The sequence below is a fragment of the Curtobacterium sp. A7_M15 genome, from assembly GCF_030705415.1.
In the GTDB taxonomy this organism is placed as follows: Bacteria; Actinomycetota; Actinomycetes; order Actinomycetales; family Microbacteriaceae; genus Curtobacterium.
This window is the reverse complement of the sequence record NZ_JAUZED010000006.1, coordinates 42,896-67,658: the sequence shown is the minus strand read 5'-3', so window position 1 is coordinate 67,658 and position 24,763 is coordinate 42,896. Positions and strand designations below refer to the sequence as shown.

At 71.7% G+C, this 24,763-nt stretch carries 24 protein-coding genes and 1 tRNA gene; 5 read left to right on the top strand and 20 right to left on the bottom strand.

Translation table 11 applies throughout. From position 1 onward, the window contains the following. Positions 1-76 precede the first annotated feature (76 nt). The 6 genes from Q7F20_RS02505 to aceE all read right to left on the bottom strand — a co-directional run bounded on the left by Q7F20_RS02505 (position 77) and on the right by aceE (position 7,989). Positions 77-1,321 (bottom strand): beta-ketoacyl synthase, encoded by a 1,245-nt coding sequence (locus tag Q7F20_RS02505; protein WP_305738534.1) that lies wholly within the window; start codon positions 1,319-1,321, stop codon positions 77-79. A 228-nt stretch (positions 1,322-1,549) separates the two neighbouring features. Continuing rightward, positions 1,550-1,798 (bottom strand): acyl carrier protein, encoded by a 249-nt coding sequence (locus tag Q7F20_RS02500; RefSeq protein WP_022903951.1) that lies wholly within the window; start codon positions 1,796-1,798, stop codon positions 1,550-1,552. Positions 1,799-1,910: 112 nt separating this feature from the next. Then, entirely contained in the window at positions 1,911-2,966 is a 1,056-nt protein-coding gene (locus Q7F20_RS02495) for a beta-ketoacyl-ACP synthase III (protein ID WP_305738533.1), read from the bottom strand. After that, complete coding sequence (locus Q7F20_RS02490; protein WP_305738532.1) at positions 2,963-3,904, bottom strand: ACP S-malonyltransferase; 942 nt, start codon at positions 3,902-3,904, stop codon at positions 2,963-2,965. The genes Q7F20_RS02495 and Q7F20_RS02490 overlap by 4 nt, the downstream gene beginning before the upstream one ends. Positions 3,905-4,010: 106 nt before the next feature. Continuing rightward, positions 4,011-5,237: a CdaR family transcriptional regulator gene (locus Q7F20_RS02485; RefSeq protein ID WP_305738531.1), complete on the bottom strand. Its 1,227-nt coding sequence runs from the start codon at positions 5,235-5,237 to the stop codon at positions 4,011-4,013. Positions 5,238-5,244: 7 nt separating this feature from the next. Continuing rightward, the gene (gene aceE / locus Q7F20_RS02480) at positions 5,245-7,989 is read right to left on the bottom strand and encodes a pyruvate dehydrogenase (acetyl-transferring), homodimeric type (protein WP_305738530.1); all 2,745 of its coding nucleotides are present in this window, start codon (positions 7,987-7,989) and stop codon (positions 5,245-5,247) included. A gap of 244 nt (positions 7,990-8,233) precedes the next feature. Between aceE and Q7F20_RS02475 the strand changes: the two genes are divergently transcribed. Both Q7F20_RS02475 and Q7F20_RS02470 read left to right on the top strand, forming a co-directional pair. Further along, entirely contained in the window at positions 8,234-8,722 is a 489-nt protein-coding gene (locus Q7F20_RS02475) for a peroxiredoxin (protein WP_305738529.1), read from the top strand. 53 nt (positions 8,723-8,775) lie between these two features. Next, positions 8,776-9,756 carry an alpha/beta fold hydrolase gene (locus tag Q7F20_RS02470; RefSeq protein WP_305738528.1) on the top strand — a complete coding sequence of 327 codons (981 nt, stop codon included), beginning with the start codon at positions 8,776-8,778 and terminating at the stop codon, positions 9,754-9,756. Here the strand turns inward: Q7F20_RS02470 and Q7F20_RS02465 are convergent. The 5 genes from Q7F20_RS02465 to Q7F20_RS02445 all read right to left on the bottom strand — a co-directional run bounded on the left by Q7F20_RS02465 (position 9,721) and on the right by Q7F20_RS02445 (position 14,204). Beyond that, positions 9,721-11,307: an alpha/beta fold hydrolase gene (locus Q7F20_RS02465; RefSeq protein WP_305738527.1), complete on the bottom strand. Its 1,587-nt coding sequence runs from the start codon at positions 11,305-11,307 to the stop codon at positions 9,721-9,723. The two genes, Q7F20_RS02470 and Q7F20_RS02465, sit on opposite strands and share 36 nt — an antisense overlap. Beyond that, complete coding sequence (locus tag Q7F20_RS02460; RefSeq protein WP_305738526.1) at positions 11,304-12,248, bottom strand: amino acid--[acyl-carrier-protein] ligase; 945 nt, start codon at positions 12,246-12,248, stop codon at positions 11,304-11,306. Before Q7F20_RS02460 ends, Q7F20_RS02465 begins: the two co-directional genes overlap by 4 nt. Then, positions 12,245-13,429: an acyl-CoA dehydrogenase family protein gene (locus tag Q7F20_RS02455; RefSeq protein WP_305738525.1), complete on the bottom strand. Its 1,185-nt coding sequence runs from the start codon at positions 13,427-13,429 to the stop codon at positions 12,245-12,247. Before Q7F20_RS02455 ends, Q7F20_RS02460 begins: the two co-directional genes overlap by 4 nt. Next, the gene (locus tag Q7F20_RS02450; RefSeq protein WP_305738524.1) at positions 13,426-13,713 is read right to left on the bottom strand and encodes an acyl carrier protein; all 288 of its coding nucleotides are present in this window, start codon (positions 13,711-13,713) and stop codon (positions 13,426-13,428) included. The genes Q7F20_RS02455 and Q7F20_RS02450 overlap by 4 nt, the downstream gene beginning before the upstream one ends. A 113-nt stretch (positions 13,714-13,826) precedes the next feature. Then, complete coding sequence (locus Q7F20_RS02445) at positions 13,827-14,204, bottom strand: holo-ACP synthase (protein WP_305738523.1); 378 nt, start codon at positions 14,202-14,204, stop codon at positions 13,827-13,829. 102 nt (positions 14,205-14,306) lie between these two features. Between Q7F20_RS02445 and Q7F20_RS02440 the strand changes: the two genes are divergently transcribed. After that, entirely contained in the window at positions 14,307-15,344 is a 1,038-nt protein-coding gene (locus tag Q7F20_RS02440; RefSeq protein WP_305738522.1) for a hypothetical protein, read from the top strand. After that, positions 15,341-16,924 (top strand): phenylacetate--CoA ligase family protein, encoded by a 1,584-nt coding sequence (locus tag Q7F20_RS02435; RefSeq protein ID WP_305738521.1) that lies wholly within the window; start codon positions 15,341-15,343, stop codon positions 16,922-16,924. The genes Q7F20_RS02440 and Q7F20_RS02435 overlap by 4 nt, the downstream gene beginning before the upstream one ends. A gap of 136 nt (positions 16,925-17,060) precedes the next feature. Here the strand turns inward: Q7F20_RS02435 and Q7F20_RS02430 are convergent, their stop codons facing one another. The 5 genes from Q7F20_RS02430 to Q7F20_RS02410 are packed head-to-tail and all read right to left on the bottom strand — an operon-like array spanning position 17,061 to position 20,708. Then, a complete protein-coding gene (locus Q7F20_RS02430; protein WP_305738520.1) occupies positions 17,061-17,621 on the bottom strand; it encodes a hypothetical protein in 561 nt (186 codons plus the stop codon). Then, entirely contained in the window at positions 17,618-18,598 is a 981-nt protein-coding gene (locus Q7F20_RS02425; protein ID WP_305738519.1) for an aldo/keto reductase, read from the bottom strand. Before Q7F20_RS02425 ends, Q7F20_RS02430 begins: the two co-directional genes overlap by 4 nt. Before the next feature lie 35 nt (positions 18,599-18,633). Continuing rightward, the gene (locus tag Q7F20_RS02420) at positions 18,634-19,161 is read right to left on the bottom strand and encodes a hypothetical protein (RefSeq protein ID WP_305738518.1); all 528 of its coding nucleotides are present in this window, start codon (positions 19,159-19,161) and stop codon (positions 18,634-18,636) included. Between the two features lie 60 nt (positions 19,162-19,221). Continuing rightward, complete coding sequence (locus Q7F20_RS02415) at positions 19,222-20,064, bottom strand: hypothetical protein (RefSeq protein WP_305738517.1); 843 nt, start codon at positions 20,062-20,064, stop codon at positions 19,222-19,224. Continuing rightward, complete coding sequence (locus Q7F20_RS02410) at positions 20,064-20,708, bottom strand: SatD family protein (protein WP_305738516.1); 645 nt, start codon at positions 20,706-20,708, stop codon at positions 20,064-20,066. Before Q7F20_RS02410 ends, Q7F20_RS02415 begins: the two co-directional genes overlap by 1 nt. Before the next feature lie 85 nt (positions 20,709-20,793). On the opposite strand from Q7F20_RS02410, the gene Q7F20_RS02405 reads away from it, so the two are divergent. Next, positions 20,794-20,866, top strand: a tRNA-Val gene (locus Q7F20_RS02405). Between the two features lie 324 nt (positions 20,867-21,190). Here Q7F20_RS02405 and mgrA read toward each other — a convergent pair. The 4 genes from mgrA to Q7F20_RS02385 all read right to left on the bottom strand — a co-directional run bounded on the left by mgrA (position 21,191) and on the right by Q7F20_RS02385 (position 24,683). Continuing rightward, entirely contained in the window at positions 21,191-22,234 is a 1,044-nt protein-coding gene (gene mgrA, locus Q7F20_RS02400) for an L-glyceraldehyde 3-phosphate reductase (RefSeq protein WP_305738515.1), read from the bottom strand. A gap of 52 nt (positions 22,235-22,286) precedes the next feature. Continuing rightward, on the bottom strand, positions 22,287-23,594 hold the full coding sequence (locus Q7F20_RS02395) for a glutathionylspermidine synthase family protein (protein ID WP_305738514.1): 1,308 nt from the start codon (positions 23,592-23,594) through the stop codon (positions 22,287-22,289). Continuing rightward, positions 23,594-23,965, bottom strand: a complete 372-nt coding sequence (locus tag Q7F20_RS02390) for a tRNA-dihydrouridine synthase (RefSeq protein WP_305738513.1) — start codon at positions 23,963-23,965, stop codon at positions 23,594-23,596. Before Q7F20_RS02390 ends, Q7F20_RS02395 begins: the two co-directional genes overlap by 1 nt. 103 nt (positions 23,966-24,068) lie before the next feature. Continuing rightward, complete coding sequence (locus Q7F20_RS02385; RefSeq protein ID WP_305738512.1) at positions 24,069-24,683, bottom strand: TetR/AcrR family transcriptional regulator; 615 nt, start codon at positions 24,681-24,683, stop codon at positions 24,069-24,071. Between the last annotated feature and the right edge of the window lie 80 nt (positions 24,684-24,763).

The following is a 24,763-nucleotide window of genomic DNA, read 5'->3' as shown; positions in this document are numbered from 1 at the left end:
CGCCCCGACGACGCGGGGCGGGCCTCCAGGGCCGACGGACGAACTGGATCCGACGGACGGACCGGACCGTCCGGACTCAGACGCTCCGGAACGCGACCACGGCGTTGTGCCCGCCGAACCCGAACGAGTTGCTGACCGCGAGCAGGTCGCCCTGCGGGAGCTCGCGCGGCGCCGTGGCGACGTCCATCACGATCTCGGGGTCCTGCTGCGTGAGGTTGATCGTCGGCGGCGCGACGCGGTTGTGCAGCGCGAGGGCCGTGAACGCGGCCTCGATCGCACCGGCACCGCCGAGGAGGTGACCGGTCGAGGCCTTCGTGGCGGACACCACGACGTTGTCGAGGTGGTCCCCGAAGACCCGGCGCATGGCGTGGTACTCGGCGACGTCGCCCACCGGGGTCGAGGTGGCGTGCGCGTTGACGTGGACGACGTCCTCGCGCGCGGCGCCGGCGTGCTCGAGTGCCTGCAGGACGGCGCGGGCGGCGGCGCTGCCCTCGGGGTCGGGCGCGGTGATGTGGAACGCGTCCGAGGTGATGCCGGCACCGGCGACCTCGGCGTAGATCTTCGCGCCGCGGGCCTCGGCGTGCTCCTTCGTCTCGAGGATGAGCGCCGCAGCGCCGTCCGCGAGCACGAAGCCGTCGCGCGTGACGTCGTAGGGACGCGACGCGGTCTGGGGGGAGTCGTTGCGGCGGGAGAGCGCCTGCATCGACGCGAACGCCGCGAGGGGCAGCGGGTGCAGGGCGGCCTCGGCGCCACCGGTGATGACGATGTCGGCCTCGCCCGTGGCGACGTGGCGGTAGGCCTCGGCGAGCGACTCGGTCGAGGACGCGCACGCGGAGAGGTAGGTACGGGCGCCGCCGCGGGCACCGAACTCCATCTCGATGGCGGCGGCCGGGCCGTTCGCCATGAGCATCGGGACCGTCATCGGCAGGACGCGGCGGGGGCCCTTCTCGCGCAGGGTGTCCCACGCGTCGAGCAGCGTGTTGACGCCGCCGATGCCGGTGGCCCAGTCGACGATGAGTCGCTCGGGGACGACGGTCTCGGCGTCGATGCCGGCGTCGGCCCATGCCTCGCGCGCGGCGACGAGCGACAGCTGCGACGAGGGGTCGAGGCGCTTCGACTCGGGGCGGGTGAGCTGGTCGGTGAGGAAGCGACGCGCCTGGCCGGCGAACTCGACGGGGAGCTCGAGCTCGGCGTAGCGCGGGTCCTCGATGGCGGTGATGCCGGACGTGCCGGCGAGCAGCGCGTCCCACGTCTCCGGGGCGGTCGCGGCGAGGGGCGTGATCGCACCGATCCCGGTGACGACGACGGTCTTGTTGGTCATGGAACGACGTGTTCTTTCGTGAGGACGTCCGACCGCTCGTGGCGGCACCGGACGGAGCCGGGGCGGCCCGACGAACGCCGGACCGGGGCGGCCCGACGAACGCCGGACCGGGGCGGCCCGACGAACGCCGGACCGGGGTGGACCGACGGCGTCGGTCCGGTGGTGGACGAGATGAGCGCCGCGGCCCGCGGTCGGTCCGCCGGGGCCGCGGCGCTCAGGAAGCTCGCGTCAGGCCTGGGCCTTGACGATGTAGTCGACGGCGTCGCCGACGGTCTTGAGGTTCTTGACCTCTTCGTCGGGGATCTTGACGTCGAACTTCTCTTCGGCGTTGACGACGATGGTCATCATCGAGATCGAGTCGATGTCGAGGTCGTCGGTGAACGACTTGTCGGCCGCGACGGTGTCGGTCGCGATGCCGGTCTCGTCGTTGATCAGCTCGGCCAGGCCGGCGAGGACTTCTTCGTTGGACAGGGCCATGGGGATTCTCCTTGAGGGGGTGTCGTTTGACCGTGGACCAGCCTAGGGCACGCAGTGGTCACGTGCCCGGAGGCTCGTCGGGGTAGTCGTGCGGGTGCACGACCGGGATGGACTAGGGGAGGACGACCACCTGCGCGCCGAACACGAGTCCGGCGCCGAACCCGATCTGCAGGGCGAGACCGCCGGACAGGTCGGGGTGCTCATCGAGCAGGCGGTGCGTGGCGAGCGGGATGCTCGCCGCCGAGGTGTTGCCGGTGGTGGTGATGTCGCGGGCGATCACGACGGACTCGGGCAGGCCGAGCTGCTTGGCGAACTCGTCGATGATGCGGATGTTGGCCTGGTGCGGCACGAAGGCGGCGAGGTCGGACGGCTGGACACCGGCGGACTCGAGCGCCTCGCGCGCGACCTTGACCATCTCCCAGACGGCCCAGCGGAACACGGTCTGACCGGCCTGCCGTATCGTCGGCCGCGCGGCACCCGCTTCCCACTCGTTGTAGGTCGAGGTCATGCCGATCGCGTCCCACTTGGACCCGTCCGAACCCCAGATCGTCGGCGCGATCCCGGGGAAGTCGCTCGGACCGACGATCGCCGCTCCGGCGCCGTCGCCGAGCAGGAACGAGATCGAGCGGTCCGTCGGGTCGACGATGTCGCTGAGCTTCTCGGCCCCGACGACCAGCACGTGGTCGGCGATGCCCGACTTCACGAACGAGTCCGCCTGGGCGATGCCGTACGCGTAGCCGGCGCACGCGGCGCTGATGTCGTACGCGGCAGCGGGGGCGGCACCGATGCGCTCGGCGAGGAGCGATGCCATGGACGGCGTGGCGACGGTGTGGGTCACGGTGCTCACGAGCACGACACCGATCTGGTCCGGGGTCAGGCCCGCCTTCGCGATGGCGTCGAGCGCTGCGGTCTCGGCGAGGTCGACCGCCTCGACGTCCTTGCCGGCGCGCATGCGCGTGATGATCCCGGTGCGCTGCCGGATCCACTCGTCGGAGGAGTCGATCGGCCCGACGAGGTCGTCGTTCGGCACGGCGTTCTCACCGCGCGCGGCACCGAAGGCGAGGATGCGGGTGAACTCGTGGCCGCGACGCTGCTGCAGCAGCGGACGGGAGGCGCGGGTCGGCTCCGTCCCCTCGGTCGCGGTGGTCGGGATGGGGGCGTCGGTCATGCGGTTGCGTCTGCTTCCTGGCCCGCGCTCTGCAGCAGGTCGATCGCTGCGGGCAGGTCGTCGGGGGTCTTGATCGCGACGGTCGGCGTTCCACGCAGAGCGCGCTTCGCCAGGCCGACGAGGGCACCGGCGGGTGCGAGTTCGATGATGCCCGTGACACCGGCGGCCGCGAAGGACTCCATCACGGCGTCCCAGTGCACGGGGCTCTGGATCTGCTGGACCATGAGGTCGACGAAGCGACGGCCGTCCTCCACGCGGGAACCGTCGGCGTTCGTCCAGATCGGCAGCGACGGGTCGTGCACGGTCGCTGCGGCGGCGACCGGGGCGACGCGCTCGACGGCGGGCGCCATGTACCGGGTGTGGAACGCACCGGCCACGGCGAGGGGGACCACCCGTGCCTTGGCGGGCGGGTCGGCTGCCAGGGCTGCGATCGCGGCGGCCGGGCCGGCGACGACCGTCTGACCGCCGCCGTTGTGGTTCGCGGGGACGAGGCCGTTCGCCTCGAGCGCTGCGGCGACTTCCTCGGCGTCCCCACCGAGGACGGCGGCCATCGAGGTCGGCTCGAGCGCAGCGGCATCGGCCATCGCCCGGCCGCGCTCGGCGACGAGGGTGAGGGCGTCGGTCGGGGCGAGGACGCCCGCGACGCCGGCGGCGGTGAACTCGCCGACCGAGTGTCCGGCGACCCCGCCCACGAGGGCGCGGCGACCGTCCGCGAGGAGCGCGTCGGCCGTGATGAGCCCCGCGGCGACGATGAGCGGCTGCGCGAGCGCGGTGTCCTTGATGGTCTCGGCGTCGGACTCCGTGCCGTGGGCGACGAGGTCGACGCCGATCGCCTCGGACCACGCCCCGACGCGGTCACGGACGGCGGCGTCCTCGAGCCAAGGGGCGAGGAAGCCGGGGGTCTGGGAGCCCTGTCCGGGCGCGACGACGACGATCACCGGACAATCCTGCCTGTCTGCGCGCGCCCCGCCCGTGTGGGCTTCCGACAGCGATGACCGCTCGACATTGTGCATTTCCTAGCGACGATGCGGCATGTGGCGGCGCTCACCGGCGATGCGGCATGCGGCGTCGTCCGGCGGTCGACTCGGACATCGCGCCGAGGATGAGCGCCGACTGCACGATGAGGGCGTCGCGGGCGTGCGTGGCGTCCCATCCGATGATGTCGGCGACGCGGCGGAGCCGGTAGCGCACGGTGTTCGGGTGGACGAACAGCTCGCGCGCCGTCGCCTCGAGCGACCGGCCGGTGTCGAGGTAGCACCAGAGCGTCTGGAGCAGTTCCGTCGACTGGTCCTTGAGCGGTACGTAGATCCGCTGCACGAGCGCGGAGCGGGCCAGGGGGTCGCCCGCGAGGGCGCGCTCCGGAAGCAGGTCGTCGGCCAGCGCCGGACGCGGGGCGCCGCGCCAGGCCCGTGCGACCGCGAACCCGGCGAGGGCGCCCTTCGCGCTGGTGGACGCATCCACCACACCGGGGACCTCGTTGCCGAGCACGAGATGTCCCTCGCCGAACGAGGCTTCGAGCGCCTGGGCGATGGCGGTGAAGGACACCGGCTCCTCGCCCTCGGGCACGTCGTCGCGCGGCGTGGCGCGGCCGATCACCACGACGAGGCGGGAGCCCTGCACGCCGATGAGCACGTCGGCGTCCATGTGCCGGGCGGTGCGCCGGATCTGGTCGACCTCGAGCTGCTTCGGCGCGTTGCCGACCAGGACCGCGACCTCGCCGTGGCCGTGCCAGCCGAGCGCCGCGATGCGCGACGGGAGTTCGTCGTCGTACTCGCCCGACAGGATCGAGTCGACCACGAGGGCCTCGAGACGGGCGTCCCACAGCCCACGGGCCTCGGCCGCGCGGGCGTAGACGTCGGCGGCGGCGAAGGCGATGTCCCGCGAGTACTTGAGGATCGCCTCCTGCAGCATCTCGTCGTCCTTGGCGCGTTCCTCGACCACGGTGACCACGACCCGGATGAGCTGGAGCGTCTGCTGCAGGCTCACCGAACGGAGGAGTTCCCGCGGCGCGGAGCCGAAGACGTCCGCCGCGGCGATCCACGGGGTCGACGCGGTGCCCTCGAGCCAGCTGATGAACGAGGTGATGCCCGCCTGGGCCACGAGCCCCACGGCGGAGCGTCGGCCCGGAGGCATCTCGCTGTACCAGGGGAGGGTGTCCTCGAGTCGCTTGATCGTGGCCGTGGAGAGTTCCCCGGACACCTGACGGAGCCAGGAGAGCGCTCGCTCGCGCGCGCTCTCCTGGCTCTCGGAGTCCGGTCGGACCGTCGTCACCGGCAGATCAGCTCTCGCCGCCCGCGCTGCCCGTGGTGCCAGCGGTCACGTCGTGCAGGCGGTACTTGTCGATCGCCTGCTGGACGAGCGCGCCGTCGACCTTGCCCTGCTTCGCGAGCTGCTGCAGCGTCCGCACGACGACCGAGGGGCCGTCGATGTGGAAGAAGCGGCGCGCTGCAGGTCGGGTGTCCGAGAAGCCGAAGCCGTCGGCACCGAGCGTGGCGTAGTCGGTCGGGACGAACGGACGGATCTGCTCCTGCACGGCGTGCATGAAGTCGCTCACCGCGACGACCGGACCCTCGGTGCCGAGCAGCCGCTCGGTCACGTACGGGGTGCGCGGTGCCTCGTTCGGGTTGAGGAAGGCGTGCTGCTCCGCGTCGAGACCGTCGCGGTACAGCTCGCCCCAGCTCGTGACGCTCCAGACGTCGGCCGACACGCCCCAGTCCTCGGCGAGGAGCTGCTGCGCCTCGAGGATCCACGGGACGGCGACGCCCGACGCGAGCAGCTGGGCCTTCGGGCCGTCGTGCTCGCTCCGGTTGAGGAGGTACATGCCCTTGACGATGCCCTCGACGTCCACGCCCTCGGGCTCGGCCGGCTGGACGATCGGCTCGTTGTAGACCGTCAGGTAGTACATGACGTTCGGGTCGGCGTGCTTCGGCGAGCCGTCCTCGTTCGTGCCGTACATCCGGTCGAGACCGGCCTGGACGATGTGGCCGATCTCGTAGCCGTACGCGGGGTCGTAGGACACGACGGCCGGGTTGGTCGTCGCGAGGAGCAGCGAGTGTCCGTCGGCGTGCTGCAGGCCCTCGCCCGTGAGCGTCGTGCGACCGGCGGTGGCGCCGATCATGAAGCCACGGGTCATCTGGTCGCCGGCGGCCCAGATGGCGTCACCGGTGCGCTGGAACCCGAACATCGAGTAGAAGACGTAGACCGGGATGAGCGGCTCGCCCTGCGTCGAGTACGAGGTGCCGACCGCGGTGAACGCCGCGAGGGCACCCGCCTCGTTGATGCCGACGTGGATGATCTGTCCCTGCGGGCTCTCCTTGTAGGCGAGGAGGAGCTCACGGTCGACCGACGTGTAGTGCTGGCCGTTCGGGTTGTAGATCTTCGCCGTCGGGAAGTACGCGTCCATGCCGAACGTGCGTGCCTCGTCGGGGATGATCGGCACGACGCGGTCGCCGAAGTCGGGGGAGCGGAGCAGGTCCTTCAGTAGACGGGCGAACGCCATGGTGGTGGCGATCTCCTGCTTGCCGGAACCCTTCTTGACGACCTGGTACTTCGAGTCCTCGGGGAGGGTGATCGACGTGTACTTGGTGCGACGCTCCGGCACGTACCCGCCGAGCTCGCGCCGGCGCTCGTGCATGTACTGGATCGCCTCGTCGTCGTTGCCGGGGTGGTAGTACGGCGGCGTGTACGGGTTCTCCTCGAGCTGGGCGTCCGTGATCGGGATGCGCATCTCGTCGCGGAACTGCTTGAGGTTGTCGAGCGTGAGCTTCTTCATCTGGTGGGTCGCGTTGCGGCCCTCGAAGCTCGGGCCGAGGCCGTAGCCCTTGACCGTCTTCGCGAGGATGACGGTCGGCTGGCCCTTGTGCTCGGTCGCCGCCTTGAACGCGGCGTAGACCTTGCGGTAGTCGTGCCCACCGCGCTTGAGGTTCCAGATCTGGTCGTCCGTGTAGTCCTTGACCAGTTCGAGCGCCTTCGGGTCACGCCCGAAGAAGTTCTCGCGGACGTACGCGCCGTTCTCGGCCTTGTACGTCTGGTAGTCGCCGTCCGGCGTCTGGTTCATCAGGTTGAGGAGCGCGCCCTCGGTGTCGCGGGCGAGCAGGTCGTCCCACTCGCGGCCCCAGACGACCTTGATGACGTTCCAGCCGGCACCGCGGAAGAACGCCTCGAGCTCCTGGATGATCTTGCCGTTGCCGCGCACCGGACCGTCGAGACGCTGCAGGTTGCAGTTGATCACGAAGTTCAGGTTGTCCAGGCCGTCGTTCGCGGCGACCTGGAGCTGTCCGCGCGACTCGACCTCGTCCATCTCGCCGTCGCCGAGGAACGCCCAGACCTGCTGGTCGGAGGCGTCCTTGATGCCGCGGTTGGAGAGGTACTTCGCCTGCTGCGCCTGGTAGATCGCGTTGATCGGGCCGATGCCCATCGACACGGTCGGGAACTGCCAGAAGTGCGGCATGAGCCGCGGGTGCGGGTAGGACGAGAGCCCGCCGCCGGCGTGGGACTTCTCCTGCCGGAAGCCGTCGAGCTGGTCCTCGCCGAGGCGCCCTTCCATGTACGCGCGGGCGTACATGCCGGGGGACGCGTGCCCCTGGAAGAAGACCTGGTCGCCACCGGACGGGTGGTCCTGCGCACGGAAGAAGTGGTTGTAGCCGACCTCGTACATGGCGGCGCTCGACGCGTAGGTCGAGATGTGGCCGCCGACCGCGATGCCGGGACGCTGCGCGCGGTGCACGGTGATCGCGGCGTTCCACCGGATCCACCGGCGGTAGCGGCGCTCGAGCTCCTCGTCGCCGGGGAACTCGGGCTCGTTCTCCGGCGCGATGGTGTTCACGTAGTCCGTGGTCGGGACCATCGGCACACCGAGGTGCAGTTCCTTGGACCGCTTGAGCAGGCTCAGCATGATCTCGCGGCCACGCTGGTGGCCGTGGGTCTGCACCAGTCCGTCGAGGGACTCACGCCACTCGGCGGTCTCCTCCGGATCCTGGTCGCTGCTGCCGTGGCTGTACGGGTCCTGGTCGTTCACCGTCACCCTTGACCTCGTTCGTTCTCGTGGTGGTGGACATGGCGGGCCACCGGTTGGTCGGGTCACGACCGGATGGGGCCCCGACCACTCTAGGCCCCCGCACCGACCCGGAGGCTGATGGTGACGTGTGGGTGGACAGGTGCTTGCATTCGGGTGACGTCGGCGTACGATTGCCGATCGTGCACACGCGACCCGTGCGTGCGCGAGGACACCGGGCACACCCCACGCCCGAGGAAGAAGCAACACACTGATGGCACTGGAGATCGGCTCACTCGCGCCGGACTTCGAACTCCCGAACCAGTTCGGGGAGCACGTCCGCCTCAGCGACTTCCGTGGCGTCCGCCCGGTCGCGCTGGTCTTCTTCCCGCTCGCGTTCTCGTCGACGTGCACGAACGAGCTCTGCGCCCTCCAGGACAACATCGCGATGTTCCAGGACCAGCGCGTCGAGCTCGTCGGCATCTCCGTCGACTCGAAGGCGACCCTCCGCTCCTTCGCCGAGTCGAACGGCTACGACTTCGAGCTCCTCGCGGACTTCTGGCCGCACGGCGCCGTCTCGAAGGAGTACGGCGTGTTCCTCGACAAGAAGGGCTTCGCCACCCGCGCGACCTTCGTCATCGACGTGCAGGGCCGCATCAAGGCCTCGATCATCTCCGAGCCGGGCGTCGCCCGTGACGTGACCGAGTACAAGGCAGCACTCGACCGACTGGCCGCCTGCACGGCACCAGTCCCCGTCGGCTAGCGTTCCGAACACCTCCTGAGGCGACGCGCGACGCGTCGCGGACTGGAGGCACGGTGCACGCCGTCGACGACCGACCACCCGGACAGGTGGTCACCCGAGCGTCGTACGCGCCGTTCCCCGTCACTGCCGACGGCGACCGGTGGGGCCTGCGGCGCACGGTCGTCCCGACCGAGGTGGGCCCGGTCGTCGTGCACCACCGGCCGGGTCGTGCCGCCGTGCTCCTGCTGCACGGGGTCGCCGGGTCGTGGACCACGTGGACCCCGCTGCTCGCCGCGGCGGGCGGCATCGACGACCGCGGTCTCGTGCTCGTCGACCTGCCGGGCTGGGGAGCGTCGCCCGCACCCGTCGGACTGCTCGACGTCGACCAGGCGGCGGCGGTGCTGATCGCGGTGCTCGACGCCCTCGGGGTCCCGGACGTCGACGTCGTCGGACACTCCATGGGCGCGTTCGTGGGCATGCACCTGGCCGTGGTGACACCCCGACGCGTACGCTCCGTCGCGCTCGTCTCCGGGACGACCGTGGCGACGGCGGGGGCCGCACGGCACCCGGTGCGCGGACTCCGCACGCTCCCCGCGTTCACACTGCTGCGCGCGGGCCTCGCGATCACCGGCGCGGCCGCACTGCCGCTGTTGCGCGGGCTGCACGCGATCGGGGTGCTGCCCGTCCTCGCCGCCCCCGTCTTCGCCCACGTGCGTCGGCTCGACCCGAGCGTGCTCGAGGCGTTCGTCGACGAGCTCCGGCCTGCCGGGTTCACCGGTGCAGCCCGAGCCGCGGCCGCCTACGACCTGGACCGCTGGCGTTGTGTGACGTGCCCGGTCACGGCGATCGCCGGGCGTGACGACGTGTTCGCCCGGGTGTCCGACCTCGCGGCGCTGGGTGCCCTGCTGCCCGACGTCCGGACGGTGCTGCTCGACGACTGCGGTCACTTCGCCCACGTCGAGCACCCGACGGCGGTGGCGGGCGCGCTCGACCTCGTCCGCTCCGCACCGTCGTCGTCCTCAGGCGTGCACCGGGAACGTCGCGGCGACGCGTGACCGCACCTCGGTGAGCACGGCCTGCCGCATCACCGGGGAGAACAACGAGTGGTCGCCGTCCGGGACCTGCACGAGTTCCACGCTTCCGGTCCGGCCCCGGGTACCCCACCGCCGGAGCGCGCGCTGCCCGCCGAGCCGGTCGAACAGCTCGACGTCCACGGGCGAAGCGATGAGGACGACGTCGGTGCCGTGCTCGACGAGGGGACGGACGTGTCCGACGACCCCGCCGACCCGGTCGCGCCGCGCCACGCGGTCACGGAGCCACTCCGGCACGACGGCGTTCCACCAGCGGCGGAGCACCAGGCGCAGCGGCGACGGCTCGTCGATCGCACGGAGGGCGTCGGCGTAGGCGCCCACCGCGGCGGGGTGGCGGCGGTAGTCGTTCGGACTGATCTCGAGGACCATGCGCGGTGCGGAGTCCGCCGATCGTCCCGCGAGCCACGCACCGGCGCACATGCCGACGAGCACGAGTCGCCGAGCGTCCACGGCGAGCGTCTCGACCACGGCCTGCTGGTCGTCGATCCACTCCTGCGCGAACATCGGTGACCGCTCGTCCTCGTGGACCGCGGAGCTCTCGCCGGTTCCGCTGCGGTCGACCCGGACCACGCGGGCGCCGTCGCGGGCCAGGGTCCGTGCGAGGGCGACCTGGTAGTCGGCGGCACCGACGTGGTGCTCGGCGGCGCCGTTGTGCAGCACGACGACCGGGGCGTCCTCCTGCTGGCCGGAGGCGACGGTCTCGATCGCGAACAGCCGCTCCGGACCCATCCGGACGATCCGCTCCGACGTTCGGGCGTCCACGTCGAGGACCTCGTCGAGCGCCGGTGGCACGATCGGCACGGCCACGGTCGGCGCCCAGGCATCGGTCCACGCGACGACCGTGTCGACGGCGGACCCCGGGATCCGGGCGACCATGCTCGTGCCGTCGAGGAGCTCGGCGCTCCCGGTGACCTCGGTCGTCGGCACCTCGCCCAGGGCGGCGGGAGCACGGGTGCCCGGACGGACGAGCGCGACGGTGGGTCCGGTGCGCTTGCAGTAGGCGAGGGCTGCGAGTGCCGATGCCTCGGCCGCGTCGACGTCGAGGCCGACGAGGCTCTCGACGCCGTCGACGACGCGGTCGGTACCGACCGTGATCGTGGCCAGTGCTCGCTGCTTGCGGAGCCAGGCCCGTCCGGAGGCGGGCGCGTCCCAGAGGACCAGTCCGTCCCCGTCGGTCGCGGCAGCGGCGGCGACCGGGGCCGCGGACGCCAGTCCGACGAACGCGATCTGCTCCACCCCGGCGTCGCGCAGCAGCGCGGCGGCGCGACGAGCGGACCGGACCTGCGCGTCGGGGTCGCCGTCGGGGGCGGAGTCTCCACGTCCGGACGGGTCGTAGCGCACCGAGGCCACGCCCCGCGCCTCCAGTCGGTCCGCCAACAGGCGGAGGGTGCGGTACGCGATCACGCCCTCCTGCCCGAGCGGCGGACAGATCACGATGCCGGCGCGCGCCGCGACGGGGAGCTGGACGGCGACGCGGAGGGCCGGACGACCCGTCCAGCCGTGGTGCGTGCTCACAGGGCCAGGGCCGAGCGGACCGGAGCCGGCCACGCGTCGGGGTCGGTGCCGTGGGCGGCGAACAGGGCGATCGTGATCCGCTCCAGGCCGAAGGCGATGCAGGCGCTGTGGGCGACCGCGCCGTCGGCGGTGCCGATGCCGAACGAGGTGCCGAAGTGGTCCTCGTGCAGGTTCGCCGAGCTGATCGCGGTCGCTGCGTGGTCCGGGCCGTAGACGGGCGTGACGAACTCGAACTTGAGCGCCTGCTCGACCTGGTTGCGGGCGAGGATCTGCCCGACGCGTCCGAAGAACGGGTCGTTCGCGGGCACGACGTCGATCTCGAGACCGAACGACTCGAGCAGGGCGCGCATCACCGGGATCCGGCCGTCACGGTGCTCCTTCGCGGACGCGGGTGTGCCCACGTGCACGAACTCGTGCATGTGGAAGGCCTGCAGCCGCATCGGGTCGAGCGAGGGCTCGCGGCGGAACGAGTCGCCGACGATGTCGAAGAACCGGCCCTCCTGCGGGACGGTGTCCCCGACGAGGCCGTACACCGGGTGGCACACGGCCGGCGTGAGCATGAGGTCCGCCGGCTCGAGGAAGGTCTCCCAGCGCTCACCGCGCTCGCGGGCGGCGAGCAGTGCCCGGTGCGTGCGGTCGTCACCGGTGAAGCCGGAGATCGACGCGGCGAGGTCCGGGAAGGACGCGATGTAGTCGGTGCGCTCGAACGACGCGAGGGGCTCCACCGGGGGGAAGCGCAGGACCTCGGCGTGCAGGTCCCGCTGGCTCCGGACCGCGGCGGCGTCGACGGACGTGTAGACGCGCTCGAAGACGCCGGTCCGGCCGTACAGGCCGGGCGAGCCGAGGTCGATGAGGACCCCGTCGCCGAGGAGTCGCGCCCGGAGGTCGGCGCGGGCGGCATCGAGGTCCGAAGGGACGGTGGTCGGTTCGGTGATGGTCACAGGATGGCTCCGGTCATGAGTGCCAGTGCGGCGTCGTTCTGCAGGAGACGGTCGTTGCTCACCATCACGGCGGCCCCGTGGGCGTCTCGGAGGTGTCGGGCGATGCTGAGCTCCCCGGTGGCGGCGAACCCGGCGATGCCGACGATCCGCAGGGCCTTGGTGACGAGGTCGGTGACCCGTTCCGAGGACCCGATCTTCAGGGCGTTCGCGGCCAGCGCGTACGCGGTCGACTCGAGCACCTCGGGGTCGTCGGCCACCTGGTCGAACCGCGCTGCAGCGTGCCGGACCGCGTCCGCCACGGCCTGCAGGTCGACGAGCAGTTCGGCGAGCCGCAGGGCCCCGGGCGGTGTCTGCCCGACAGTCGCCCGGGCCTGCTTGCGGACGGCTCGGCGGGCCCGGTCGGCGGCGTCCGCGGCGATGCCGAGCCACACCGACGCCCAGAGCACGTGCGACACCGGCAGGACGGTTCGGGCGGAGATCGTGGCGTAGTCGTCGCGGAGGACCCGGTCCTCGTGCGTCTCGGTGTCGAGCAGCCAACCGTTGCTGCACGTGCCCCGGAGCCCGAGCGTGTCCCAGGTCGAGGTCTGCGTGAGCGTGGTCTCGGCGGGCAGCGCGATGACGAGCCGCTGGTCGGACGCCGGCGCGTCGAGGTCCCGCCGGGCGGTGACGAGGATGGCGTCCGCCTCGGTCGCGTACGAGATCACCGGCGCGTCCTTGCGGAGACGGATGCGCCCGGCGGCGTCGGGTTCGATGGCGCAGGTGCTCCGACGGGCGTCGCCGCCGATGCCGCGCTCGGTGGTGGAGGAGGCGACGAGGGCACCGTCACGGACGGCACCGATCAGTGCGGTGACGCCGAGCGCCACGCCGCCGTGCCGCCAGAGCGCCATGGCCTGGCCGTGGTGCATCGCGAACACCATGGCGGTCGCGGCGCACGCCCGTCCGAGCTCGGTCGCGATGACGGAGAGCTCGGCGAGGGTGGCACCCTCGCCGCCGAGCTCCACGGGCACCGCCGCGGCGAGGAGACCGTGCTCCTTCATCGCGGCGATCGCCTCACGCGGGGGACGGGCGTCGCGGTCGACCTCGTCGGCGAACCGCGCGGCGATGTCGACGACCAGAGCGGTGCGCTCGGCGAACCGGTCGGTGGCCGTCGCGGTGCTGCTCGGACGCTCCTCGGTGATCACGCCGCCGTCTCCGCTGCCGCGGCGATGGACTCGATGGTGGCGAAGGTCGATCGGTGCAGCGCAGCGTCGGGGAACTCCACGTCGAGTTCGTTCTCGACGGCGAGCATGACGTTCACGGTCGCGTGCGAGGTCAGGCCGAGGGCGTAGAGGTCGGCGATCGATGCGACGTCCATGGCGTCGACGGCGAGCCGCCCGTGGTCGGCGAGGGCGCGCCGGACGGCCTGTTCGGTCGTCGGGGCGACGAGGGCGACTGCGGGTGCTGCGGAGGTCGGGTCCTGGTGCATGCTGGCCACCATAGGGAGGTCCGCGGCCCGGAAAGCCGCCGTGCGGGTGCGTGAAACCGCACGTGCCGCGCCGGACCTGAGGGTCTTGACAGGGACCGGTCCAGGGTCCGCGATCAGCGGTCGGAGAGCGCGACCGCGGTGGCGATCGCCAGTCCCCGTTCGTGGGACAGGGAGACCGCGATCGTCGTGCACCCGGCGGCCTCGGCGAGTTCGGCCGCACGACCGCTCAGCTCGATGACGGGGGCACCCGCGGCGTCGAGCACGACGGCGACGTCGGTCAGCGGGACGGCGTCCGAGCGCTCCGGGCGGAGCAGCTTCAACACGGCTTCCTTGCCGGCGAACCGGGCTGCGAGGCGTTCCGGATCGTCCCCGGCGTCGGCGCGCTCCTGCGGGGTGAAGACCCGGGCGAGGTAGCGCTCGCCGTGTGCGGTGATGCCGGCGATCACGTCCTCGACGGCGGCGAGGTCGGTGCCGGTCCGGATCGTGGTCACGGGCCGAGCCTACGCGGGGCGGGGGCGCGCTGCATTCCCCGCGGGGCATGCGCGTCAGCGAGCGTTCGTATGATCGACGCCAGAGACCACCGAGGGGGACCGATGGCATCACCGTGGACGGGCATCATCGAGGACGCGCGGCACTACCCGTCGCCGCACAACTCGCAACCGATCGTCGTGCGCGTCGAGGATGACCGCACCGCGACCGTGTTCTACGACCTGCGCAGGGGGTTGCCGGCCGAGTCGTTCGGCATCCCGTTCGGGCACGTCTGTGCCGGGGTGTTCCTGGCCGGGCTCGATGTCGTCGCCCGGGCGCACGGCTTCACCGTGCAGGAGCGGCTGGACCACGCCGAGATGGACTTCGGACGGCTCGCCGACGCCGAAGACGACCACCTGCACCTGCTGGGCACGGTCACGTTGCGTCCGCGCGGGGTCACGGCGGACGACCGGGAGGCGCTGGCCCGGTTCCTCGCACGGCGCACCTCGCGCAGGCCCTACGACGCGACCCTGGTGGACGGGTCCGCCATCGAGGCCGCGTCCGCCATCGCCGCGGCCGCGGGCCAGCGCTTCCGCACCACTGCCGACCGGGCGACGGTCGACGAGATCGTCCGCGTCAACCAGGAGACCCTGTTCGACGACCTGCAGCACGACGCCGTGCACGACGAGATCCTGCACTGGCTGCGCTTCTCGAAGCGGCAGGCGGCGGAGTCGGGTGACGGACTGTCGGCCGAGACCATGCTGATGCCCGGCCCGGTGCTGCGATTCGCGATGGAGCACCGCGGGCTCTGGGAGGCGCCCGGCGTCGGTGGGCTGTTCAAGCGGGTGTACCTGTCGACGATGCGCGGCGTGCGGCAGCTCGGATGGCTCGAGGGACCGTTCTCGTCGCCGGCGGAGTACGTCGAGGCGGGCCGCACCTTCATGCGGATCTGGCTCGAGCTCACGGCGCGGGGCGTCGCCCTGCACCCGTTCGGCACCGTCATCACGAACCCTCGATCCCACGCCGCGTTCGTCGAGCGTGCCGGCGTCGACGAGTCCGACGGTCGGATGGCCTGGATGCTCTTCCGCTTCGGCCACAGTGCGCCGCCGCCGCTGGCGCATCGTCGACCCGCGGCGGCGATGACCGTCGGAGGTGCCCGGTGAAGCGCGCAGCGGTGTTCTCGGTGGTCTGGGTCGTCGAGACGGTCGTGGCGCTGTTCATGCCGCGCGTCGGCACGCACAAGCTCCTGCTCACGCCGGGCATCGAGCCGCTGCGCTGGACCCTCGGTCGCTGGCGGGCGTGGCGGACGGCCGAGCGCGCTGCGAAGCGGGTGCCTGCGTACCGGGCGTTCCTGGCGGAGGCGGGACGCGCCTCCCGGCCCTTCCGACTCGACACGCGTGACGGGATCGCCGCAGCGCTGTCGGGGCTGCCGGAGATGGACAAGGACTCCTACGTCAAGCGCTGGAGCATCCCGGAGCGCTGCGTCGACGGTCGACTGCCACGACGCGGGGTCGTCGTCGACGAGTCGAGCGGGTCGAGCGGCACGCCGACGAGCTGGGTGCGCGGCCCCGACGAACGGCAGGCGACCAGGCAGTTGCTGCAGCTCGGCTTCTCGCGCACCGCGAAGGACCTGCCGAAGCAGCCGTTCGTCCTCAACGCGTTCTCGCTCGGCGCCTGGGCCACCGGCATGAACGTCACGGCGTCCCTCACCGAGTCGTCGATGATCAAGTCGATCGGCCCCGACCGCGACAAGATCGTGCAGACGATGCGCGAGTTCGGCCCGGACTTCACGTACATCATCTGCAGCTACCCGCCGTTCCTCAAGGCGCTGTTCGAGGACGACCGGCTCGACTGGAGCGCCTACACGATCGTCGCGGCGTTCGGCGGTGAGGGCATCAGTGAGAACATGCGTGCGCACATCGAGCAGTACGCCCAGGCCGTACTCGGCTCGTACGGGGCGAGCGACCTCGAGATCAACCTCGGCATCGAGACGCCGTTCAGCGTGCAGCTGCGACGGGCGATCGCGGGGTCGCCCGAGCTCTCGGCGGCGCTCACGAAGCAGGCCGAGTACGGCGTGCTGCCGATGGTGTTCCAGTTCAACCCGTTCGGGTACCTCATCGAGACGAACGTGCTCGGGGAGCTCGTGGTGACCATCGCCCGGTCCGAGAACATCAGCCCCCGCATCCGCTACAACATCCACGACCGCGGGCACGTCCTGCGGATGCGCTCGGTGCGCCGGACCCTGCGAGAGCACGGGTTCGACGAACTCGCCGACGCCGCCGAGCTCGACCTGCCGCTGCTGTTCCACTACGGGCGCTCCGACCTGTCCGTCGACTACAACGGGGCCGTCGTCGCGCCGGACGTCGTGCGCGACGTGGTCTACGGCGACCCGACCCTGCTCGAGGCGGTCGAGAACCACCGGCTCATCAGCTACGAGGACGACCGGGGCGACCGGCAGCTGCACATCGCGTTCCAGCTCGCGTCCGGCGCGGCAGGGTTCGACGCGGAGGAGGCTCGTCCCGCGGTCGTCACCGAGCTGCGGCGGTTGAACCGGGACTTCTCGAACGCGATCCGGACGGCACCGCCGGGCACCCTGCCGACGGTGGCCTTCTACCCGTACCGGACCGGACCGTTCCGCGACGACGGACGCAAGCTCAAGAACGAGTACGTCTGGCAGCTGCCGGCGGGCGCGGTGGACGGGTGGGACCTCGACCTGGGGTGGACCGCCCCGAAGGAGGCGTGACCGGCGCCGGCGCGCCGGTGCCCTGGTCGAAGTGTGCGAGGTCCCGACCACGGTGGGAGGCAACGCGGGTCGCACGGTCCACGGAACCTCGCACACTACGGCGCTCCGGGCGCGCGGGTGTGGCCGGGCGGGCGGGTCAGCGGTACTGGGGTGGCCAGTCGAAGGGCGCCGGACGGTGCGGGACCTCGCCGATGGTCGTGATGTCGAGCACGATCTCGCGGCGGTTCGTCAGTGCGATGGACCGGGGGTCGCCGATGAACCTCCGGCCGTCGACCCACACCGTGAGCTCGCCACGGAGACCACCGACGTGCGCGGGGCCGAGTGAGACGCCCCACTCGTCGAAGAACTGCCCGAGCGTGAAGGTCTGCCGGGTGGGCGACTCGACGTGCAGGATGCCCGACGTGTCGTGGGTGTGCAGTTGCGCCGCGAACCGTCGGGCGTCCGAGTGGCCGACGTTCGCGGGAACCGTCACGGGGACGTCGCCGTCGAGGACGGTCAGGTGCGTGTGGACGTGCTCGGCGAGTCGTTCACCCCAGACGTTCCGGAGCCCTGCGTCGTCGGCGCGCGCGGCGAGGGCGGTCGGTGCCGGCCACGGGGGAGCGGACCGCGAGGTGCCCGCCGCCGCAGTGGTCCCGCCGGCGACGAGCGCCACGACCGTGAGCGCGGCCAGCGCTGCGCCGACGGCGGCCGGCTTCACCACCGGTCGTGCACGGCGGCGCGGAACCACTCGTCGTACAGCTCGCGGACGGTCTCGTCGAGTCCCGGCACCTCGGGGAGGGATCCTGCGTCGGCGTTCGACCGGGCCTGCTCGGGATTCCGGGCGCCGGGGATCGCCGCGGTGACGCCGTCCTGGGCGATGACCCAGGCGAGCGCGGCCTGCGGGACCGACACGGCGTCGGGCAACGACGCCGCGAAGACCTGTGCCGCGCGCACACCGTCCTCGAAGTCGACGCCGCTGAAGGTCTCTCCCTGGTCGAACGCCTCGCCGTGGCGGTTGTAGTTGCGGTGGTCGCCCTCGGCGAACGACGTGTCGGCCGTGTACTTGCCGGACAGCAGCCCCGATGCCAGCGGGACGCGCGCGAGGATGCCGACCCCTGCCTCCCGAGCCGCCGGCAGCACGCGGTCGAGTGGCTTGAGACGGAACGCGTTGAGGATGATCTGGACGGTGGCGACGCCGGGGCGGGCGATCGCGGTGAGGGCCTGGTCGGCGGTCTCGACGCTGACGCCGTAGGCGGCGACGGACCCGTCGGCGACGAGGGCGTCGAGGGCGTCGTACACCGCGTCGTCGGAGAAGACCTCGGTCGGCGGGCAGTGCAGCTGGACGAGGTCGAGCGTGTCCTGCTGCAGGTTGCGGCGCGAGCGGTCGACCCACTCGCGGAAGTTCGCGGCGACGTAGTTGGACGGGACCTGGTCGACGCGTCGGCCCATCTTCGTCGCGATCGTCAGCGGGACGTCGGGGTTGGCCGCGCGCCAGGCTCCGATGAGCTGCTCGCTGCGGCCGTCGCCGTAGACGTCGGCGGTGTCGAACAGCGTGACGCCGGACTCGACGGAAGCGTCCATGACGGCGTGTGCGTCGGCGTCCGTGACGGGACCCCAGTCACCGCCGAACTGCCAGGTGCCGAGGCCGACGACGGACACGGAGCGGCCGGTGCGGCCGAGGGTGCGACTCTGCATGAGGGCGAGCGTACCCAGCCCGGTCCCGCGGGGGATCAGGTCGGCGCGGCGACGCCGTGCCGGAGCAGTCGCTTCGCGGCCCGCGCGCGTGGGATCACCCAGAGCGCACTCCACGTGCCGAGGCCGATCCAGAGCAGGATCAGCATCGTCGTGATGACCGGTCCGTGCTGGTCCCGCATCGACCAGGTCATCAGGATCCAGATCGTCGAGAGCACGATCTTGCCCCAGCCGGCGACCTCGCGCTCGGCCTGGGCCTGCACGAGGGGGATCCACTCGGCGGCGGGCACCGTCGGGGGGACCTCACCGTCGAGCACCCAGTTCCGGACGACGACGCTCCGTTCGTAGCCGCCCTCGGCGCGCCACGAGCGGAGTTGCAGCACGACAGCGATCACGACGCCCACCGCTGCCGCCGGGACGCCGAGACCGACGAGGAGGGCCGGGGTCGGCTCCGTCCACGACGACGCCACGAGGACGACGAGCACGACGGCGAACGCGGCACCGGTCGCGCCGGCACCGAGCAGCCTCAGGCGTCCGGCCTCGTCGAGGACTCCGACTCCGTTCACGCGGACGACGCTACCCGGCGGCGACGGTGCGCTCACCGTGCGTCGCCTGGGCGCTGTCCGTCAGCCCTGTGCGAGCAACCAGCACATGCCGGCCGCGGCGAACGCCATCGCCCAGCTCACGAGGCTGCCGATGAGGAAGTACTCGGCCTGGTACCCCGTCGTCTCACGACGGATCTCCGGGAACCGGACGATGCCCTTCGCGGCGATCAGTGCCGCGACGACGGGGAAGGCCCCGACCAGTGCGAAGCCGGCGAGCAGCAGGCGCTCGATCGGACCGATCATGCGGCCACCCTGCAGGAGGACCGTGCCGTCGCCGGCGTCCCCCTCGTCGCGTCGGGGCCGTCGTGCGAACAGGCGTCGACCCCGGTCGTCCTCGACCGTCCGGCCGACGGTGTCGGGGGAGAGCCCCGGCGGGAGGGCCTGGGCGACGACGACGTTCGCCGAGTCGACCAGGAACAGTGCCGCTCCGACGCCGCCGACGATCGCGGCGAGCGGAACCGCCGCGACGAACGCCGGGGCGGAGGCACGCTGCCACTCGACGACGAACCCCGCGGGATCGGCGGACGGGACCGCCACCAGCAGCACGGCGAGCGCGACCGCGAGCAGGACCGACGGCCACGATCCCGAACGGCGCCACCAGACCGGGCGCGGTGTCGTCGACGGCCGCGGGTCGGTCGGTCGCACCGGCGTCGTCGTGGCGACCCACAGGGCGGCGAGCACGACGGCGGCGAGCACCGCGCCGACCTGGACGCCGAGACCGGCGACGGCGACGACGGTCACCCCCACCCACAGCAGCGCCACCACGATCGTCGTCAGGACACGGCGGGGTGCGGCGTCGCTGCCGGTCCGCGCACGGACGAGGTCGGCCGTCCCGACGAGGGCGAGGAGGATGCCGGCGAGCATCAGCGGCCCCCGTCCCCGAGGACCCGCAGACCCTCGACCAGGGCGGCGACGCCCGACTTCTGCACCGACTGGGACACGGCCGACGGGGTGATGCCCTCGTCGGCGGCGATCTGCGCCTGGGTCCGGCCCTGGACCAGCCCGAGGGCGATCCGACGCGCGCGCGGCGTCAGGCGCGACACGACGTGGTCGCGGCTCAGGAAGTAGGCGTTCACGAGTCGCTCCGTCGCCCCGTGGCGATCGTCGGCGTCGTGGTACCAGGCGCGCAGGAACGCGGTCCGGCCGTCTTCGCGGCGGTGTGTCTCGTTGATGGCGTCGCGTGCGGACCACCACCCGGGGCCGTCCTGCAGCGGCCCGACCGCGCCCGAGCCGATCGTCCGCACCGTGCCGCGTCCGATGCCGAACCGGATCCCGACGGTCGGCGGGAGCGCGAGGATCGCGGCCGTGGTCGCGACCAGTGCGTCGGTCAGCGTGGCGTAGATCACCTGGAACTCGTCGCCGACGGTCGCGCGGAGCGGGTCGAGGGCGGTGACGTCTGCGGTACCGTCGAAGGCACGCTCGACGTCGTGCTGCGCCGCGGAGCGGTCGACGAGGGCGCGGGAGTCGACGAGGTCGACGATCACTGCGATCACGGGGTCGGACTGCACGTGTTAAGGGTACGACTTCATTTCGCCGAAAGTAAGCGTGGGGCTGAACATCCGGTCCGGGTCGGACCCCGTAGACTCGACCCGAGGGCCTTTAGCTCAGCTGGTAGAGCGCCACGTTTACACCGTGGATGTCGTCGGTTCGATCCCGGCAGGGCCCACCCGACACGGCGGATCCGCTCAGTGCCCGTCAGCCGAGCGAGCCCGCTCGTCCTCCGGGTGGCCGTCCGGCCCGCGCCGAACCAGACCCCGGCCCAGCCGACCCGCATGCCGCGACGATCGTCACGGATCTGTTCGTCGAGCGTCATCTGGCTGCGCAGGAACTTCACGGGTCGAGACTGCACGACTGCGGCCGCGGGCCGCAACCGGGACGCGGCGACGTGTGCAGGCGCTGTTCCCTGCCGTGGACTCGACCGCCTGCAGGACGGGAGGCGCGGTGCGAGCCCGCACCGCGCCTCCCGTCCGCCACCTGGTGACGGTTCCGCTCAGGAGACCTGACCCGCTCGCGCGCCGGCCCACAGGTCGACGTCCGCGATCCCGACGGAGTGCTCGTCGATGGTGCGGAGCTCCTCGTCGGTGAAGGACGTGTTCGCGAGGGCGGCGACGTTGTCCTCGACCTGCGAGACGCGCGAGGCGCCGATGACGAGCGACGTGACCCGTTCGTCGCGGAGCGCCCAGGCAAGCGCGAGCTGCGCGAGGGACTGGCCGCGCGCGGCGGCGACGTCGTTCAGGGCACGGAGGTGGCCGACCACCTCGGGCGTGATGCTCGACGCGTCGAGGGACTTTCCGGCGGCGGCACGCGAGTCCTCGGGGACGCCGTCGAGGTACTTGCCGGTCAGCAGTCCCTGCGCGAGCGCGGTGAACCCGATGACGCCGAAGCCGAGTTCGCTCGCGGCGTCGAGCAGCCCCTCGGTCTCGATCCACCGGTTCAGCATCGAGTAGGAGGGCTGGTGGATGAGGAGCGGGGTCCCGAGGTCACGCAGGATCGCGGCGGCCTGACGGCTGCGCTCGGCGTCGTAGGACGAGATGCCGACGTAGAGCGCCTTGCCCTGCTGGACTGCCGTGTGCAGGGCGCCCATCGTCTCCTCGAGCGGGGTGGACGCGTCGAGACGGTGCGAGTAGAAGACATCCACGTAGTCGAGGCCCGTGCGCTGCAGCGACTGGTCGAGGGAGGCGAGCACGTACTTCCGCGAGCCGCCGCCCTGGCCGTACGGGCCGGGCCACATGTCCCAGCCGGCCTTCGTCGACACGATCATCTCGTCGCGGTACGGCCGGAAGTCCTCGCGCATGAGGCGGCCGAAGTTGACCTCGGCGGCGCCGTAGGGCGGGCCGTAGTTGTTCGCGAGGTCGTGGTGGGTGATGCCGAGGTCGAAGGCTCGGCGGCTGACGGCGCGCTGCGTCTCGAACGGGACGTCGTCGCCGAAGTTGTGCCAGTAGCCGAGCGAGAGCAGTGGCAGGTCGAGGCCGGAGTTCCCGGTACGGCGGTAGGTCATCGTGTCGTAGCGGTCGCCGCTCGCGGTGTAGGTCATGCCGTCCATCGTGGCAGGACACGGGGCAGCCCCGTTCAGGACGCGTCGTCGTTCAGGGCTCGGCGATGATATTCGGCGCGAACCGGCACCAGTAGTCGGTGATGGGGCCGTCCGACTCACGGATCCCGACCCCGAAGGACTCCCCGTCCACGACCCACGAGCCGAGCACCGGGTGGTTGTGCCCCCTGGAGCCGGGGAAGTCGGGCAGCTCGTGGTACTGCTGCCAGACGCGCTCACCGCCGGTCCCGGCGCGGCGGTACTCCGAGCCGTTCGTCGTCACCGAGCCGTCCGCGCGGTGCACGGCGATCCCGTCGCCCTCGCGCCCGAACACCGGCTTCACGACGAAGTCCGTCATGCCGTTCGGGCCGTCGGCGTACGCCGGCAGCAGGTTCTCGTGGCCCGGGAACAGGCGCCAGAGCGCGACCAGCAGCAGCTTGTTCGACAGGAACATCTTCCACGCGGGCTCGTACCAGCGGCCGAGGCGCCCACGGTCGCTGACGAGGAACGCGCCGAACTCCTGGTCACCACGGGCGCGGTCGTCACCGGAGACGAGGTCCTCCCACGGGTACAGCTTGAACAGGTTCCGGATGACCGGGTACTGCGTGCCGTCCTCGTCGCCGGGCAGCGTGAAGACGCTCCGGGAGGACCCCGCGGGTTCGGCGTTGCCGACGAACTGCCGGGCGACGGCGTGCCACCCGATGTCCTTCATCTCGATGCCGGTGTGCTCCCAGCCAGCCTCACTGGCGAGGTCCCGCATGTACGCGACGGTGTTCCAGTCCTCGCCCGCGGTGTCGAGGTCGGAGTGCGCGACGAAGAGCCGACCGCCCTCCTCGGCACGGAGCGACTCGTGGAGCAGGGCGCGCCACCGCGCCACCATCGCCTCGTGGATGCCGTTCCACTGGTCCGTCTCGGCGGGCAGGGTCCCGTCCGCGATCCGGTCCTGCAGCCAGTGCCACTGCGTGACCGAGGCCTCGATGAGTCCGGTGGGGGTGTCGCCGTTGTACTCGAGCATCTTCGCGGGGGAGCCGTCGCCCGAGTAGGCCAGGTCGAAGCGGGCGTACACGTCCGGTTCGCCCCGCTCGAGCGACCAGGCGGCGAGGTCGAAGCCGTCACGCGTGAGCCCGAGGGTGCCCAGCTCGCCGGAGGCCAGGTACCGGGCGGCCTCGAGGCACATGCGGTGCAGCTCCTCGGTCTGCCGCTCGAGCGCCTCGACCTCGGGGAGCGTGAACACGTACGCGGCGCCGTCGTTCCAGTACTCGACCGCGGTGCCGTCCTCGCGGACGGACCTCGAGTAGATGAGGCCGGTCTGCTGGATCCGTCGCTGCCAGTCGGGGCGCTCGGTGAACTCCACGCGCTCCATCAGCCGCCGAACCCGCCGTGCTCGCCGGAGCCGCCGAAGCCACCCTTCGTCACCGAGCTGCCGCGGGAGGAGATGCCGGACTTCGCGGTCTTGCCCGACGGCAGGCTTGCCGTCCCGCCGGACACGGCGTCGCCGACGGCCGGGACCTTCGTCGCTCGGTTGCCGCTGAGCGGGAGGTAGTACCAGCCGGCGTGGCCGCCGTGGTTGTTGCAGTCGTCGTCGGGCAGGCGCTTCTGCGTGGAGTTGTCGCGGCAGATCTTCGCGTAGTCGCTGTCGACCCCGGATCCCTCGCCGCAGCCGGTCAGCGAGGCGGCGAGGGCCGCGAGGACCCCGATCGAGACGACACGGGACGCACGACGACGAACACTCACGAACGGGAACAGTACCGGGGAGTGCGGCTGTCGTTCCCGCTCGGCGACGGGTTCGCAGCGCGAGCTGTCCGTTCCTGTCCACCCGCTCAGTATCGGCGCCTCGTCAGGCCGACACGGGACCGAGTTCCAGCGCCCGTGCTGCCGGGACGCCGAGGACGAGGAGGCTGGTGGTGACAGCGGCTCGTGCGTCGGGAGCATCCGGTGCACCGGGTGTCGTCACCCGATGCTCGTCGGCGATCGTGAAGACCGTCGCCGAAGCGATCTGCCCCAGGGTGATCGCCGGGAGGTGCCGTCCGAACACGTCATCGTCCTGACCACGCTGCACGAGTTCGGCGACACGGCGGTCGACGGCTCCGAGCACGGCGTGGATCTCATCGCCCTGCTGTCCGCGACGGAGCGCCAACAGCACTCGGTACCGGTGGGCGAGCGGCCAGAGATCGGTGACGAACCGCGCCCACGCTGCGTCGGCGGGTGACCCGTCGACGTCGGCGTGCTCGAGGATCTCGCCGATCTCCGCTCCTGCCCGTTCGGCGAGCGTCCGGACGAGGTCGCTGCGTGCCGGGAAGTGCCCGTACACGGTGCGGCGGACGACGCCGGCGGCTTGCGCGACCTCGCCCATGCCAGCGTCGGGTCGCCGACCGAGGAGTTCGCGGGCGACGTCGAGGATCCGGTTCCGCGTCTCGTCCATCGCGAGGTCGCGTGCGGATCCGGGAGACATGCACTCATCATTGCACACTGCTGTGCAATGAGATACGGTTTCCGCGTCCGTTGCACAACAGTGTGCAACGAACTACCGCG